Source organism: Microbacterium sp. M (genome assembly GCF_045181065.1).
In the GTDB taxonomy this organism is placed as follows: Bacteria; Actinomycetota; Actinomycetes; order Actinomycetales; family Microbacteriaceae; genus Microbacterium.
In genome coordinates, this window is the sequence record NZ_CP173721.1 from 2,839,100 (window position 1) to 2,855,194 (window position 16,095).

Annotated in this window: 12 protein-coding genes; 5 read left to right on the forward strand and 7 right to left on the reverse strand. The window is 69.6% G+C overall.

Annotated features, from left to right (window positions below; translation table 11 throughout):
• Window positions 1-12 precede the first annotated feature (12 nt).
• From ACI7YT_RS14050 to ACI7YT_RS14065, 4 genes are all read right to left on the reverse strand, one after another.
• Window positions 13-1,821: an ABC transporter ATP-binding protein gene (locus ACI7YT_RS14050; protein WP_406246219.1), complete on the reverse strand. Its 1,809-nt coding sequence runs from the start codon at window positions 1,819-1,821 to the stop codon at window positions 13-15.
• Entirely contained in the window at window positions 1,818-3,716 is a 1,899-nt protein-coding gene (locus ACI7YT_RS14055; RefSeq protein ID WP_406246220.1) for an ABC transporter ATP-binding protein, read from the reverse strand. Before ACI7YT_RS14055 ends, ACI7YT_RS14050 begins: the two co-directional genes overlap by 4 nt.
• A 289-nt stretch (window positions 3,717-4,005) precedes the next feature.
• On the reverse strand, window positions 4,006-4,500 hold the full coding sequence (locus ACI7YT_RS14060; RefSeq protein ID WP_406246222.1) for a methylated-DNA--[protein]-cysteine S-methyltransferase: 495 nt from the start codon (window positions 4,498-4,500) through the stop codon (window positions 4,006-4,008).
• Window positions 4,497-5,978: a DNA-3-methyladenine glycosylase 2 family protein gene (locus tag ACI7YT_RS14065; RefSeq protein WP_406246224.1), complete on the reverse strand. Its 1,482-nt coding sequence runs from the start codon at window positions 5,976-5,978 to the stop codon at window positions 4,497-4,499. Before ACI7YT_RS14065 ends, ACI7YT_RS14060 begins: the two co-directional genes overlap by 4 nt.
• A gap of 132 nt (window positions 5,979-6,110) precedes the next feature.
• Between ACI7YT_RS14065 and ACI7YT_RS14070 the strand changes: the two genes are divergently transcribed.
• From ACI7YT_RS14070 to ACI7YT_RS14090, 5 genes are read left to right on the forward strand one after another with little or no spacing between them, the layout of a single operon-like run.
• Window positions 6,111-7,214 carry a FecCD family ABC transporter permease gene (locus ACI7YT_RS14070; RefSeq protein WP_406246226.1) on the forward strand — a complete coding sequence of 368 codons (1,104 nt, stop codon included), beginning with the start codon at window positions 6,111-6,113 and terminating at the stop codon, window positions 7,212-7,214.
• Complete coding sequence (locus tag ACI7YT_RS14075; protein WP_406246228.1) at window positions 7,211-8,008, forward strand: ABC transporter ATP-binding protein; 798 nt, start codon at window positions 7,211-7,213, stop codon at window positions 8,006-8,008. Before ACI7YT_RS14070 ends, ACI7YT_RS14075 begins: the two co-directional genes overlap by 4 nt.
• Window positions 8,005-9,000 carry an ABC transporter substrate-binding protein gene (locus ACI7YT_RS14080; RefSeq protein ID WP_406246230.1) on the forward strand — a complete coding sequence of 332 codons (996 nt, stop codon included), beginning with the start codon at window positions 8,005-8,007 and terminating at the stop codon, window positions 8,998-9,000. The genes ACI7YT_RS14075 and ACI7YT_RS14080 overlap by 4 nt, the downstream gene beginning before the upstream one ends.
• Window positions 9,001-9,002: 2 nt before the next feature.
• Window positions 9,003-10,682 carry an ABC transporter ATP-binding protein/permease gene (locus ACI7YT_RS14085; RefSeq protein WP_406246231.1) on the forward strand — a complete coding sequence of 560 codons (1,680 nt, stop codon included), beginning with the start codon at window positions 9,003-9,005 and terminating at the stop codon, window positions 10,680-10,682.
• Window positions 10,679-12,304, forward strand: a complete 1,626-nt coding sequence (locus tag ACI7YT_RS14090; protein ID WP_406246233.1) for an ABC transporter ATP-binding protein — start codon at window positions 10,679-10,681, stop codon at window positions 12,302-12,304. Before ACI7YT_RS14085 ends, ACI7YT_RS14090 begins: the two co-directional genes overlap by 4 nt.
• 85 nt (window positions 12,305-12,389) lie before the next feature.
• On the opposite strand, the gene purH is transcribed toward ACI7YT_RS14090, so the two are convergent.
• From purH to ACI7YT_RS14105, 3 genes are read right to left on the reverse strand one after another with little or no spacing between them, the layout of a single operon-like run.
• Window positions 12,390-13,997, reverse strand: a complete 1,608-nt coding sequence (gene purH, locus ACI7YT_RS14095) for a bifunctional phosphoribosylaminoimidazolecarboxamide formyltransferase/IMP cyclohydrolase (RefSeq protein WP_406246235.1) — start codon at window positions 13,995-13,997, stop codon at window positions 12,390-12,392.
• A 26-nt stretch (window positions 13,998-14,023) separates the two neighbouring features.
• Window positions 14,024-14,611 carry a phosphoribosylglycinamide formyltransferase gene (purN, locus tag ACI7YT_RS14100; RefSeq protein ID WP_406246237.1) on the reverse strand — a complete coding sequence of 196 codons (588 nt, stop codon included), beginning with the start codon at window positions 14,609-14,611 and terminating at the stop codon, window positions 14,024-14,026.
• 9 nt (window positions 14,612-14,620) lie between these two features.
• Window positions 14,621-16,012, reverse strand: a complete 1,392-nt coding sequence (locus ACI7YT_RS14105) for a DUF6350 family protein (RefSeq protein WP_406246239.1) — start codon at window positions 16,010-16,012, stop codon at window positions 14,621-14,623.
• Window positions 16,013-16,095 lie beyond the last annotated feature (83 nt).

A 16,095-nucleotide genomic window follows, 5' to 3' on the forward strand; every position in this document is an offset into this window, starting at 1 on the left:
GCCCCGGTCGGATCAGACCAGCGTCTCCTGCCAGGCCGCATGCAGCTGGGCGAACTTGCCCGTGCCGCCGATGAGAGCGGCGGGGCTGTCGTCCTCGATGATCCGGCCGTGCTCCATAACGAGCACCCGGTCGGCGATCGCGACGGTCGACAGGCGGTGCGCGATGATGATCGCGGTGCGGTCGGCCAGCAGCGTCTGCAGGGCATCCTGGATCAGCCGCTCCGACGGGATGTCCAGCGATGCCGTCGCCTCGTCGAGGATCAGCACCGCAGGGTCGGCGAGGAACGCGCGAGCGAACGAGATCAGCTGACGCTGACCGGCCGACACGCGACCGCCTCGCTTGTTCACGTCCGTGTTGTACGCGTCAGGCAGCGACGAGATGAACTCGTCGGCGCCGACAGCCTTCGCGGCCGCGCGGATCTCGTCGAGCGTCGCATCCGGCTTGCCGAGGGCGATGTTGTCGGCGACCGTTCCGCTGAACAGGTACGCCTCCTGGGTCACCATGACGATCGCCCGGCGCAGATCCTTCGGGTGCAGGGAACGCAGATCCACACCGTCCAGCGTGACGCGCCCCTTCGACGGGTCGTAGAACCGCGAGATCAGCTTGGCCAGGGTGGATTTTCCCGCGCCGGTCGTACCGACCAGCGCGATGGTCTGGCCGGCGGGAATGTCGAGCGAGAAGTTGGGCAGGATCGTCTTCTCGCCGTTGTACCCGAAGGTGACCTCGTCGAAGGAGATGTGACCGCGCGACTCCCACAGATCAACGGGCTTGGCCGGATCCGGCACCGTCGGCACCTCGTCCAGGACTCCGGAGACCTTCTCCAGCGCAGCCGTCGCCGACTGGTAGGAGTTCAGGAACATCGCGATCTCCTGCATCGGAGCGAAGAAGTTGCGCACGTACAGGACGGCGCTCAGCAGCACGCCGATGCCGATGGCACCGGTCGACACCCGCATACCGCCCCACAGCACGACGAGTGCCGTCGTGAAGGCGGCGACCGCCATGAGACCCGGCTCGAACGTGCCGAACAGCACCATCGAACGCCGGTTCACGTCACGGTAGTCGCCGGCCAGCTTGCGGAACGTCTTGTCGTTGCGCGGCTCCTTGCGGAACGACTTCACGGCGCGGATTCCGGTCATCGTCTCCACGAACTGCACGATCACCTTCGCGCTGATGACCCGGGATTCGCGGTACACCAGCTGCGAGCGCGAGTAGAACCAGCGCATCAGGAACGCGAGCGGGATGCCGGCGAGCAGCAGGATCAGCCCGGACTGCCAGTCCGCGATCACGAGGGCGATGAAGGTGAAGACTCCGAACAGCACCCCGGAGACGAGGTTGTTCAGACCGCCGTCGAGCAGTTCGCGGATCGAATCGAGGTCGCTGGTCTGACGCGAGATGATGCGCCCGGACGTGTACGACTCGTGGAATTCGAGGCTCAGCTTCTGCGTGTGCAGGAAGATGCGCTTGCGCAGATCCAGCAGCACGGCCTGTGTGATGCGCGCCGCGATGACGACGTACCAGCCGATCAGCGCCGCTGCCGTGGCACCGGCGAAGATGTAGACGGCGGTGACGACGATCGCCGGCATCCAGTCGGTCTGCTCGAGCAGCATGGGCAGCGCACGGTCGATGCCGATCCCGATGAGGATCGGCCCCGACACCTGCAGTGCTGTGGACACGACGAGCACGATCGCCGCGAGCGAGATCCGCGCACGCAACGGGCTGATCAGCGAGCCGAGCAGCCGCAGCGAGCGGCGCCGGATGGCGCGGCTCTCTTCGCGGGTGTAGTTGGAGCGGTCCTCTCCCTGGGTTCCGGTGAGAGTCATGCCTGCACCTCCTCGTCCTCGCTGGCCGGAGCTTGGTCGAGCATCTCCTCCGTGATGATCGGGATGGCCCCTGTTCTGGCGGCCTCCTCGGCTTCGAGACTCGAGATCACGTGCCGATAGTGCGAGCTGGTCTTCAGCAGTTCGGAGTGCGTTCCGACCGCCGTGACCCTGCCCGACTCAAGCAGTGCGACGCGGTCCGCGAGAGCGACGGTCGACGGCCGGTGCGCCACGATGAGCGCCGTCGTCTCGGCGAGGACGTGCCGCAGCGCCTCCTCGACGAGCGCCTCGGTGTCGACGTCCAGCGCAGACAGCGGGTCATCGAGCACGAGCACCTTCGGAGCGGCTGCGACGGCTCTGGCGAGCGCGAGGCGCTGCCGCTGGCCGCCGGAGAGGCTCAGTCCCTCCTCGCCGATGATCGTCTCGGTGCCCTCGGGCAGCGTGTCGACGAACGCGGCCTGCGCCACATCGAGCGCTTCGCGCATGATGCGCTCGCCCTCTTCGCTGTGCGGATCGATGTCGGCGCGACCGAGCAGCACGTTCTCGCGCACGGTCGCCGAGAACAGCGTCGCGTCCTCGAACGCCATCGCGATGTGGGTGCGCAGCTCTGCCAGCGGCAGGTCGCGCACATCGACGCCGTCGAGCGTGACGCGGCCTCCCGTGACGTCGTACAGACGCGCGGGCAGGGTCGTGAGGGTCGTCTTCCCGGAGCCGGTGAGACCGACCAGCGCCATGGTCTCACCGGGGCGCAGCACGAGGTCGATGCCGTCGAGCAGATCGCGCTCCGAGGCACCGGCATCCTGATAGCGGAAGTGCGCGTTCTCGAAGGCGAGTTCCCCACGTGGCTCGGCGATGTGCACGGGCTCGTCAGGGTCGGTGATCGAGTTCGTCTCGTTGAAGATGTCGAACACGCGGTCGGTCGCCGTGCGGGCGTCGAGCATGAACGAGAACAGGAAGCCGATCGACTCGATCGGCCAGCGCAGCACGGTCGCCATCGCGAAGAACGCGAACAACTGAGCGTCATCGATCTGGCCCTGCCAGACCAGCCAGATGCCGGTGATCAGGCTCAACCCGAAGGCGATCTGCGGCATGAGGTCCAGCCAGAACCAGATCCGACCGACAGCACGGGCCTTGTTGAGCTCGGTCTCCCGCAGCGTCTCGGCCTGCGAGCTGAAGCGGCGCAGCGCGTGCTGGCCGCGGCCGAAGGCCTTCAGAACACGGATGCCGTGCACGCTCTCCTCGACGCTGGTCGCGAGGTCACCGGCCTGGTCCTGGCTCTGCCTGGCAAGGGCGCCGTAGCGCTTCTCGAACAGGTAGCCCTGGATCCACATCGGGATCCCGGTGACGAGGAAGATGACGCCCAGCATCCAGTGCCACTGGAACAGCAGCACGGAGCCGATGATGATCGTCAGCACGTTGACGACGAGGAGGATGAGTCCGAAGGCGATCCAGCGACGGATGAGGCCGATGTCCTGCATCATCCGGCTGAGCAGCTGACCGGACTGCCAGCGGTCGTGGAAAGCGACCGGCAGCGTTTGCAGGCGTGCGTAGATCTCCGACCGCATGCGGAATTCGACCTCGGTCGCCGGGGTGAGCACGAACCAGCGGCGCAACCACACCATGGCGGCCTCGCCGAAGCCGAGCAGCAGCACGACGACGGCTCCGCCGACGATCAATCCGAGGTTCACGACCCCGATGTCGGTGTCGAGCCCGCGCACGACCTGCTCGAGAACGATCGGCACCATCAGTGCGAGGACCGCGGCGGCGAGCGCGCTGCCGGCACCGCCGACGAGGCGCCAGACGATGGGACGGACGAAGGGCTTCAGGCGCCACAGGGCGGCTGGAGTGGAGAGGGAAGCGGATGAAGGAGGGGTGTGCGTAGCAGGCGTAGCAGACATGACTCTCAGAAGTGAGGAAGCGAGCGGGGTGACGAAAGGTGCGCCGACGGCGTGATCGCGACGGCGGAGATACGGAGATCGGGTGCGGAACTAACCGCGGCAGGTCGCCACGCGGATACCCGGAGCGAAGACCTGTGCGACGGCGATCGAGATCATGATGTCCTCCTCGGGGTTCGGTGATGTCGTCCAGTCGGCGCGACAGCCCTCCAGCCTATGCCTGTGAACCTGCTGAGTGCAACACTTTCGCGCAGATGAATGAATCGTGTCAGTTCGGGCCCCTCACCTCCCCTCAGGCCGCGGCTTCGCGCGCGAGCAGCGATTCCTTCACGTCTAGTCCCCATGCGAAGCCTCCGAGCGACCCGTCCGTACGCAGCACGCGGTGGCACGGCACGAACAGCGCCGGGGCGTTCCGAGCGCAGATGGATGCCGCGGCGCGAACGGCGCTGGGCTGCCCGAGGGCTGCGGCGAAATCCGTGTAGGTGAGCGGCTCACCCGGGTCGATCGTGCGCAGCGCCGCCCAGCCGCGCCGCTGCATCTCCGTGCCGAACTGAGCGACGCGGACGTCGTCGATCGCCGTCAGCTCACCGCTGTAATAGGCCAGCGCGGCCGCCGCGGCATCGGTCTGCCCCTTGCTCACGTCGACCGGGCGGCTGCGCACGGTCAGCCGCGCGAGGATCTCGTCCTGCTCGGCCGTCCAGCCGGAGGCCAGCACGCGCTGCTCGTCGTCGGCGAGGATCGTGAAGGCCCCGTCCGGCGTCTCGATGGTCTGGATGATCGCGGTCATGAGGTCTCCTTGATTCGGATCGGACGGGTTCGGGTCGGGCGCACGGGTGCCGCACGCCACAGATGAGCGGTGAGGTAGCTGCGCCATGGCGCGGTGCGGCCGGCCCAGGCGGTCAGCCCTGCCGGGTCTGCGGGGATGCCGAGGGCGGCAGCCCCGGCTCGCACCGCGACGTCTCCAGGGAGGAAGACATCCGGGTCGCCGAGGACGCGCATGCCGACGTAGTCGGCGGTCCACGGCCCGATCCCGGGCATCGCGAGGAGCGCCTCGCGCTGGTCGGCGGCGTCATCGCCGACCGTCAGCGGGAGTCTCCCGTCGGCGAGCGAGGCCGCGGCATGCGTGATGGCCCGGATGCGCGCCGCCGGTCCCCGCAGCACTTCGGCACCGTGATCGGCGATCGCCGTCATCGTCGGAAACAAGATGCCGTGCTCCACGCGCTCCCCCAGCGCATCGGCGAGCGCGGTGAGCGCCGTCCTGGCCGCGACGACGGTGATCTGCTGGCCGACCATCGCTCGAATGAGCATCTCGTGCGGGTCGGCGGCGCCGGGGACGCGAATCCCAGGCGTGCGCGCCACAGCATCGGCGAGTTCCGGATGCGTCGACAGCGCGGCATCCACCGCCGTCGGATCGGCGTCGAGGTCGAACAGCCGGCGCGCGGTCGCGACCAGCGGCGTGAGGTCACCGAGCCTGGTCACCCTGGCACGAAGCCGAAGGCGCCCCTCCTGTTCGCGGATCTCGAACCAGGCCGGCCCGCCCGCCATCCGCAGATGACGGGCGAACGACGTGGGCGTGGCCTGTTCGACCCCCGGCAGAGCCCGCGCGGACATCCACGCGAAGATGCCCGCGGCGTCGAGCGGTTCGCGATGCGGCAGCAGCAGGTCGATCTCGCCCGGTGCGCATACGCCGGTGCGGTGGCGGCGCGCGCGCAGCTCGGTCGGGGTCATCCCGAACACCTCGCGGATGGTGTCGCCCGCCTGCCGGATGCTGGCGAAACCCGCGGAGAAGACGACATCCGAGATCGGCATGTCCGTGCCGACGAGCAGCATCCGCGCCGTGTGCGCGCGATGGGCCCTGGCCAGGGCGAGCGGACCTGCACCGAGTTCGGAGGTCAGCAGCCGGGTCAGATGGCGGCTCGAGAAGCCCAGCCGTGCGGCCAGCCCTGGGACGCCCTCGCGCTCGACGACCCCGTCCGCGATGAGGCGCATCGCGCGTGCCGCGGCATCGCCTCGCAGGTTCCACTCCGGCGAGCCGGGCGCCGCCTCGGGGAGGCATCGCTTGCAGGCCCGGTACCCGGCCTCATGGGCCGCGGCGCTGGTCGGATAGAACGTGACGTTCTCCGGCTTCGGCGTCCTGGCCGGGCAGCTGGGGCGGCAGTAGATCCCGGTCGAACGCACAGCCGTGACGAACTGTCCGTCGAAGCGGACATCACGCGCGTCGATGGCGCGGTACCGCTCGTCGAAGGTCATCACTGGGAGGCTCATGCCTCAACTCTGACATGTCCGGATGCCGCGCGCTCGCGGAAATCGGACATGGCTGTCTTCGGCACTCGCGCATCGAGTTGATAGTGAGAATCATTCTCAGTAGGGTGATCGCTTGTGCATGCTCTCACGACGATGGAACACGGTCGGGCCCTTCCCGCAGCCGTGGCGGCGCCCCGCCCCGGCCGGCGGCTCGCGCGGCGGGCGCGCATCCTCGCGATCGGACTCGGCGTGCTCTCCGTCACGCTCTTCGTCCTCTCCTGCGCTGTCGGCACGGTCGGCGTGAATCCGCTGCAGTCCGCGCAGATCATCCTCGGGCACCTCCTGCCAGGGATGCCGTGGATGGCCGACGGCTCCCTCACTCCGCTGCAGGATCAGGCCGTCTGGCAGTTCCGACTCCCGCGCGCACTGCTCGCCGGTCTCGCAGGAGCGGGCCTCGCTCTGGCCGGTGCACTCATGCAGGTCACGGTCCGCAACCCGCTCGCGGAGCCGTACATCCTCGGGGTGTCCTCCGGGGCGAGCGTCGGCGCGGTCCTCGTGATCGTCTTCGGATCGGCGGCTCTGGGCGGCCTGTCCTTGAACATCGCGGCGTTCATCGGCGCTGTGGTCGCCTGCGGCTGCGTCGCGGCCATGGCCTACCAGGGCGGGACTCTGTCGCCCACGCGCATGATCCTGGCCGGCGTCGCCCTCGGGACACTCTTCAGCGCGATCACGAGCTACCTGACGATCTCGACCGATGCGCAGAACGTCGTGAGCGTCCTGTTCTTCCTCCTGGGCAGCGTGTCGGCCGCCACGATGTCGAGCCTCATCGGCCCGGCGATCGCCCTCGTGATCGCGGTGATCGCCGCCGGCGCGCTCGCTCGCCCCCTGAATGCGTTGATGACCGGCGATGAATCGGCGACGTCACTCGGGATCGACCCGACGCGCCTGCGCGCGCTCATGCTGATCCTCGCCTCTCTGCTGACCGGTGCGATCGTGTCCGTCGCCGGCGGCATCGGGTTCGTCGGACTCGTCGTGCCGCACGTCGCGCGCATCGCCGTCGGCGCCGACCATCGACGGATGCTTCCGGTCACGGTGCTCGGCGGCGCGGTGTTCCTCATGCTGGCCGACCTCCTCGCGCGCACCGTCGCCGCGCCGACCGAGATCCCGCTCGGGATCCTCACGGCATTCGTCGGCGCACCGTTCTTCCTCTGGCTGATGCGCCGCGGCGCCGCCTCACGAGCGGGGCTCAGCCGATGAGAGTGCGCTTCGAGGACGTCACGGTCGCGCTGGGCGGTCGAGACGTCGTGCATGCCGCGAACCTGAACGTCGAGCCTGGGACGGTCGTCGGCCTCCTCGGACCGAACGGCAGCGGGAAATCGACACTGCTGCGGACCCTCTACCGCGCCGTGCGCCCACGCCTGGGCACCGTGCGCCTCGACGACGTCGACATCTCGTCGATGACCGGTCGCGACGCCGCACGTGCGGTGTCCGTCATGCTGCAGGATCCCCAGACGGACTTCGATCTGACCGTGCACGAGCTCGTCCTGCTGGGCCGCGCACCCCATCGTCGCGCGCTCGGTCGCGATACGCCAGACGACCTGCGGATCGTCGAGCAGGCGATGCAGGGCGTCGGGATCGACGACCTGGCAGAACGGATGGTCGGCACGCTCTCCGGCGGCCAGCGCCAACGGGTCATGCTCGCTCGGGCGCTCGCGCAGCAGACCCCGGTGATCGTTCTCGACGAGCCGAGCAATCATCTCGACATCCGTCATCAGATCGATCTGATGACCATCGTGCGCGGTCTCGGCCGGACCGTCATCGCGGCGCTGCACGACCTCAATCTGGCGATGCGGTACTGCGACAGCGTCGTCGTCCTCGTGGAGGGACGTGTGCTGGCGGTCGGCCCACCGGCGGACGTGCTCACCCCCGAGCTGATCCGGGCCGCTTTCGACGTCGATGCCCGGCTGCTGACCGACGCCGACGATCGCGTGCTCTCCTTCCGCACGCCCGCCGAGCTGACCATCCCGAGAGAAAGCGAACTCCACTCATGACCACCATCACTCCTCGACGCCTCACGACGGCATCCGTCCTGGCCGTCAGCGCCCTGCTGCTCGCGGGATGCGGCTCCGGCGTCACCCCGGCCGATTCCTCCGAGAGTGCCGGACGCGAGACCACGACACTGCAGAACTGCGACCGCGAACTCGTCGTCGACGGGATTCCGACTTCGGTCGTGGGCATGCACCCGTCCCAGACCGAACTGCTCCTCCGGCTCGGCCTGGCCGATCGTCTCGCCGCCCAGGCTCAGGCGACCGCGCAGGCTCTGCCCGAGGACATCGCCGACCTGGCAGCCGATGTTCCCGTGGTCGGGGGCGCGATGCCGCCCAGCAGAGAGGACCTGCTCGCCGCCCAGCCGGACTTCGTGTACTCGCCGACCACGTACGAGTTCACCGCCGAGCAGGGATTCGCGAGCATCGAGCAGCTCGAGCAGGCCGGCTCAGCGGTCTACGTGGCCACCGGCGGGTGCGCCGATCGCCGGATGTCCGGAGAGGTGGCCGACCTGTTCACGGACATCGAGAACCTCGGCGAGATCTTCGCCGTCCCTGAAGCAGCCGATGAGCTGGCGGGGCAGGCCCGCGCCGATCTCGCCGAGGTCGCAGCTGCGATCGAGGACGTCGACCCTCTTCGCGTCGCCCAGGTGTACGTCGAAGGCACCACGCTGTCTGCCATCGGCGCCGGGATCGAATTCGACATCCTCGCGCTCGCCGGCGCCGACAACGTGTACGGGCCCGATCAGCCTGCATTCGCCGACTTCTTCGCCGCGACGATCACTCCGGAATCCTTGGCCGCCGAGGCACCGGAAGCGCTCGTGTTCTCGGTGTACGACGAGGCGCACGAGGCCGCTGCACGCGACTACCTGACCTCGACGTTCCCCGATCTCCCGGCCGTGCGGGAGGGACGCCTCATCGCGGTGTCGAGCGCCGATGTGTTCCCCGGCACCCTCGGCAACGTCAGCGTCGTCCGCCAGATCGCCGAGGCATTCTGAGCATGATCCATCGCCGCCTTCTCCAGTTGGCCGGGTCCATCCCCGGCGCCATCGCCCTGCTCGCCGGCCTCGGCATCCTGGTGTCGGTTCTGCACGTCGCCTTCTCCCTCGCCGCCGCCGGCGTGATCGCGGCGCTGACGAACGGCACGGGTGGACTGCTGGACGCTCTGGTTCCACTGGTCGCCGTCGCGGTCGTCCGCGCCGGGGTGATCTGGCTCCGCGAGCCGGTCGCGACGAGGATCGGCGCAGATGTGCGCATCCGCCTGCGCGACCGCCTCCTCGACCGTGCGACCGCCATCCAGGAGGCGGAGCGCCGCGCGGCAGGCGACACCGCGGCCACCGTGGTCGACGGCGTGGACGGCCTCGACGGCTACTACACGCGGTACCTGCCGCAGCTGATCGTGGTCGCACTGGTGCCGCTTGCGATCGTCGTGCTGGTGTCGTCGCTGAGCCCCGTTGCCGGCCTGATCCTCGCCTGCGCCGTGGCCGCGGCCGTGATCCTCCCACGATTCTGGGATGCGCTGCTGCTGCGCAACGGCCGGACCAGATGGGCGGCGTTCGCGCAGCTGTCCGGCGACTACGTCGAGGCACTGCAGTCGGTGCCGCTGCTGCGGACGTTCGGTGCCGCCGAGCGGACTGGAGCCGAACTCGAAGGGCGCGCGGAGGGGCTCCGCACCTCCACGATGCGGCAGATGCGCGTCTCGCTCATCGAGAGCGGCATCAGCGCGCTGGCGATCCACCTGGGCACGGTCCTGGCTGTCATCGCCGGCGCAGCCGCCGTGCTGGCCGGCGCCGACGCGTTCACGGCGATCGCCGTACTGCTGCTCGCGCGGGAGTGCTTTCGACCTCTCGCCGAGCTGAGCGGCCACTGGCACGCGGGCTACCTCGGCCTCACAGCGGTCGATGGCCTCGATCGCCTGCTCTCCACCCGCGATGCTGTCGTCGAGCACGGCACTGTGGACGCGGCGGCGGCGCAGGGTGCAGCCATCGAGATCCTCGGCGTCTCGTACCGGCATCCGGCCAGTGGGCGCGGAGTGCATGCGGTCTCACTGGACGTCCGCGGCGGCGAGACTCTCGCTCTGCTCGGTCCGTCCGGCTCCGGCAAGAGCACGCTCGGTCTGCTGCTGGCGCGCGAGGTCGATCCGGATGTCGGCGAGGTCCGCATCGACGGCATCCGCCTCGACGCGCTCACCCGGCACGCACGTGCGCGCAGCATCGTCGTGGTCGCGCAGGACCCCGTGCTGTTCGCCTGGAGCGTGCGCGACAATCTGCGTCTGCACCGCGGCGACGCCACCGATGACGAGATCGTGCGAGCGGCCGAAGCAGCAGACGTGCACGAGGTGATCCGCGCGCTCCCCGACGGATACGACACCGTTCTGGCAGAGAACGGCGACCAGCTCTCCGGCGGCCAGCGTCAGCGTCTCGCCATCGCGCGCGCCCTGGTGGCGAACGTGCCCGTCCTGGTGCTCGACGAGGTCACCTCCGCGTTGGACGTCGAAACGGAGCGACGCGTGATGGACGGCGTCTTCGCCCACGACCCCGATCGCACGACGATCCTCATCGCCCACCGCGAGAGCGCCTGCGTGCATGCCGACCGCTGGATCTCGCTGCAGGACGGACATGTGGCAGCCGAAGGCGACGGTCCCCCGCGGCGAGTACGAACCGCGGGAGCGAGCCGATGAAGTCCGTCGCACGGTTGCTGCCGATCATCGCCCAGCATCGACGCCTGTTCGTCGAGACGATCCTATGGAGCACCGTCGTCCAGGCGGGGCTCCTGACGATCGCATTGGGGCTGGCGATGGTCGTCGGTCGCGCCATCACCGGCTCCGGGGAGCACCCCGCCGGCGCCGCCGCAGCCCTTGTCGCGCTCTGTCTGTTCGTCGCGGCGGCGACGTGGCGCGAATCGTGGGTCTCGCATGACCTGGCCTACCGGCTGATCGGCGTCCTGCGGGGTCGCGTCTTCGCGTCGGCCCGCCACGCACTGCCGCCACGTCGACGTCAGAAGCGCACGGGCGATCTCGTCTCCACACTGGTCTCCGACATCGAGACCCTCGAATGGCTGTACGCGCACACCGTCGCCCAGACGGTCTCGGCGACGCTGATCCTCGCAGTCGCCGGAGCCGTGTCGATCACGATCGATCCGCTTCTGCTCGCTGTGTGGGCGCCGCTGCTCCTCGTCGGCGTCCTGGTCCCGCTGGGCACGTCGCGGATGGCCCGCCGGTACGGGGATGCGATCGCGAGCCGCTCGGCCGGCATCCGATCGGAGCTGCTGGACACGATCCGCGGCCTGCGCGACCTGCGGGCCGCCGACGCGCTCGACGTGCGGCGCGAGCGCATCTCGGCCGATGTCCGCGAACTCGCCCGCATCCAGGTCAAGGACGCGTCCCGGCTCGGCCTGGAACGGGGCATCGCCGACCTGATCTTCGCCGCGGCGGCCATCGGCGCGATCGGCATCGCGGTCATGGCGGGATCCGAACTCGAGCCGTCGCAGGTTCCGTTGGCCGTCGCCGTCTCGGTCGCCGGGCTCGGCCCGGCCGCTCAGATCCTGGACCTGTTGCGCGGCGCCGGAGTGCTGCGCGCCTCCGCGGAGCGGATCGTGGAAACCCTCGATGAGCCGCCATCGGTGGACGACTCCCATCGGTACGTCCGCACGGGCGCCCGTGCGGACGAGGAAGGGCTCGTCCTCGAGAATGTGCGCTTCGCCTACCGCGAGAGCGCCCCCGTCCTCGACGGCTTCGATCTGGAGGTGCGCCCCGGCGAGACAGTCGCCCTGGTCGGGCCGTCGGGCGCCGGCAAGACGTCGGTGGCTCGACTCGCTCTGCGCCTGTGGGATCCTGACGGCGGGACGGTGCGGGTCGACGGCACGGACATCCGGACGCTGCCCGATTCGGACCTGCGGCGCCTTGTCTCCGCCGTTCCGCAGTCCTCGCCCCTGCTGCGCGGGACCATCCGGTCGAACATCACCCTCGGTGATCCGGCGGCGAACGACGCCGCCGTCCATCGAGCGGCCGAGACCGCCGGCCTGCTCTCCGACTCGGCCGGCCTGCCCGGCGGACTGGACACGACAGTCGGCGAATACGGCGCTGGACTCTCCGGCGGGCAGCGCGCACGCGTCGCGATAGCGCGAGCCGTGCTGCGTGAGCCGCGCATCCTCGTTCTCGACGAGGCGACGGCCTCTCTCGATCCCGATGCGGATGCCGCCGTGCTCGAGCTGCTGCAGCGATCACGCTGCGCGATCCTGCTGGTGTCCCACCGGCCGGCGACGATCGCCGCCGCCGACCGCGTGGTGAGACTGCCGGGCTGACCAGGCCGGTAGTCGGGGGCGTCGAGGGCCCCCTGCCCCGAGGCTCAGCGCAACGCGGAGCGATGCGCTGAGTGGCACATCGGGATCAGTGGAAGAAGTGGCGCTCTCCCGTGAAGAACATCGTGACGCCTGCGGCCTTGGCCGCGGCGATGACCTCATCGTCGCGCACCGATCCGCCGGGCTGAACGATGGTCGTGATGCCGGCATCCAGGAGCACCTGCGGACCGTCCGCGAACGGGAAGAAGGCGTCGGATGCCGCGACCGAACCGGCCGCCCGGTCACCGGCGCGCTCGACCGCGAGGCGGCAGGAGTCGACGCGGTTGACCTGGCCCATGCCGATGCCGACCGTGGCGTTGCCCTTGGCGAGGACGATGGCGTTCGACTTCACGGCGCGGCACGCCTTCCAGGCGAAGATGAGGTTCTCCATCTCCTCCTCGGCCGGACGCTCGCCCGAGACGAGCTCCCAGTTCTTCGCGACGGACTCGATGTCGTCGGGGAAGCGGTCGGCATCCTGCAGCAGAAGGCCGCCCGAGACGAGGCGGACATCCATCTGCTCCTGACGCCAGTCGGCCGGGAGCTGCAGCAGACGCAGGTTCTTCTTGGCCTTGAAGACCTCGAGCGCCGCCGGCTCGAACGCCGGCGCGACGATGACCTCGGTGAAGATGTCCTTGAGGTTCTCGGCCATCTTCAGCGTCACGGTGCCGTTGGTGGCGATCACTCCGCCGTACGCCGACACCGGGTCGCACTCGTGAGCACGCAGGTGCGCGCTGGCGATCGGGTCGAGGGCGTTCGGCGCGGTGGTCGCGATACCGCACGGATTGGCGTGCTTCACGATCGCTACGGCCGGAAGGACCATGTCGAACGCGGCGCGCAGCGCGGCATCCGCGTCGACGTAATTGTTGTAGGACATCTCCTTGCCCTGCAGCTGCACGGCCTGAGCGATGCCGTGACCGCCGACGCGCGAGTAGATCGCGCCGCGCTGGTGCGAGTTCTCCCCGTACCGGAGCGTGGTGAGCCGCTCGGCCTTGATGGTCAGGTGGGCCGGCAGCTCTCCGCCGTCCGAGAGCGTGCCCTCGGCAAACCAGGCTGCCACCGCGGTGTCGTACGCGGCGGTGTGGGCGAACGCCCGCGCTGCCAGTTCGCGCCGCTGCGAGTGCGTGGTGCCGCCGTTCGTGACGGCCTCGATGATCGCCGGATACGACTCCGGCGAGACGACGATCGCGACGTTGGCATGGTTCTTCGCCGATGCGCGCACCATGGCGGGGCCGCCGATGTCGATCTGCTCGACGACGTCGTCGCCGACCGCTCCGGACGCGACGGTCTCTACGAACGGGTAGAGGTTGACGACGACGAGCTCGAAGGGCGCGATCTCGAGGTCGGCCAGCTGACGCTCGTGATCCGCAAGACGCAGGTCGGCGAGCAGTCCGCCGTGGATGCTGGGGTGCAGGGTCTTGACACGACCGTCGAGCATCTCGGCGACACCCGTGACGGCGGCGACGTCGGTGACGTCGTATCCGGCATCCCGGATCGTCGCAGCGGTCGAACCCGTCGAGACGATCTCGATGCCGGCTGCGGCGAGCGACTCGGCGAGCACCAGCAGGTCGGTCTTGTCGCTCACCGAGACCAGTGCGCGCCGGATCGGCACGACGTCGCGGTCACGGTAGAGAGAGGGATCGTGGCGGGGGCCGGCCATGGAGGGCTCCTTCGTGCGTCGGGTGGTCAGGAAGCGGTTTTCAGATCGATGTCGCCTGTCGCGATGCCGCGGACGACGTCGATCAGGAGGCGACGTTCGACGGGCTTGATGCGCTCGTGCAGGCGGTGCTCGGTATCGCCAGGGTGCACCGGGACGCGCTCTTGCGCGAGGATCGGCCCGGAGTCCACGCCGTCGTCGACGACGATGACGCTCGCACCGGTCTCGGTGACGCCGGAGGCGAGCGCGTCGCGGACGCCGTGCGCACCGGGGAACTCGGGAAGGTACGCCGGGTGGGTGTTGATGATGTGCGGCGAGTAGCGCGCGACGAGGGATGCCGGCAGCAGCCGCATGAGCCCGGAGAGCACGATGAGGTCAGGCGACCACACCTCGAGTTGGCGCCCCAGCTCCTCACCCCATTCGTCGCGCGTCGCGAAGGCGCGGAACGGCACGGAGAAGCTCGGGATGCCGAACTCCTCTGCGTGCGCGAGACCATCGGCGTCGCGATCGGCGCCGACGACGACGATCCGAGCGGGGAAATCGGGGTGACGAGCGGCTTCGAGGAGGGCCCGGAGATTGGAACCCGCGCCCGAGATGAGGACGGCGACCGTGAGCACCCGGTCAGTCTACCGGCGGTCGGAGGTGTCTCCGTCGCCGCGGTGTCCGCGGAAGAAGTCGGATTCCTCGATGGGCGCGGTCTCGTCGTGATCGCCGGGGACGGCATCGCTCGCATGGGGTGCGGCGATCGGCGCATCGACGTCGACGGGCGACATCCCCATCCGGGCGGTCCAGCGATCGGTGCGCTCTTCGGCCAGCTCGTCCCTATTGCGTGGCGAGAGCAGCAGGATGGCAGAGCCGACCAGCACCTCCAGCCCGATCGCCAGTGCGAACCATCCGGGGTGCGGGCCGACCTCCGCCAGGCGACCCGGTCCGATCGAACCGGACGCCGGCAGGGCGACGAGCGCCGCGACGAGGGCGGACAGGCCCGCGATGCCGCCGGCGATCGCGGCCCTGGGCGCCCACCCGAGCGCGGTCTGCTCCCACACCAGACGCGAGCGCACCATCCAGCCGGAGACGGCGCCGGCTGCGACAGGGATCAGGACGACGATGAGCATCCAGATAGAGCTGTTCTCGGGGATCAGACCGAAGATCGGGATGCCGGGGACGATGCCGAGCTGCGTTCCGGCCGGCGAGACCGCCGTTCCGACGCCCACGGCGAACCCGGGCCCCGCGAGCCAGGACACCGCCCAGACGACCGCCGTGGGCAGATAGGCCAATTGGCCGAGCGTGATGACGGTCGCCCCGAGCGCATCGACGCGTGCCGCCTCGAACAGCGTCACGACCTCGCTGCCGCGCAGCAGGACGGACAGCGCGACGGACAGGGCGCCGACTCCGGTGAGGACGACGGCGACTATCGCCGTGCCCCGCGCGGCTTCGGCGACGACGGGGCCGTAATCTCCCCAGCCGTCCACCGCGTCGTGGACGCGGTCGATCAGGCCGCCGTCTCCCTCGCGCCAGGCCTCGACGATCGCACCGCCGAGTGCGCCGACCACGTAGAAGGCCGCGGGCAGCAGGATGCCGAGCACCGGGGATGCGGCGACCCCGGCGACGTGCGACGTCGTGGTGACGAGCACCGCGATCGCCGCGAACACGACGGCGCCGGAGAGCACTCCGGTGCCCCAGGCGCCGGAGCGAGCCGCTCGCCGCCCCGACCTGGCGGCGGCGATGAACGTGAACAGCAGGAACGCCATCGGCGCGACGGAGAGCGTGAAGGCCGCGGCATCCGCTCCGATGCCCACGGCGACGAGCAGGTCGTCGGAGAGCGAGATGTCCAGGGGAACGGCATGCCCGAACTGCCACAGAATGCCGGTCGTCGGCCACAGCGCCCCCCAGTCGGCACCGGCGCCGAAGGCGAATGTCCACAGCAGCGTCAGCGGCGCGAGCAGCACGACCAGCCCCACGGCGGCCGCGATGGCGGCATCGACGGCGGCGAGGAGCGCGACGAGGAGGCGTTGCATGACTCAACGAGACTACGACGAGTTCCCGACAGAGCACCGGGGGCGCGCGCGATGCCCGCGACACGATAGCGTTTCTGCGGAGG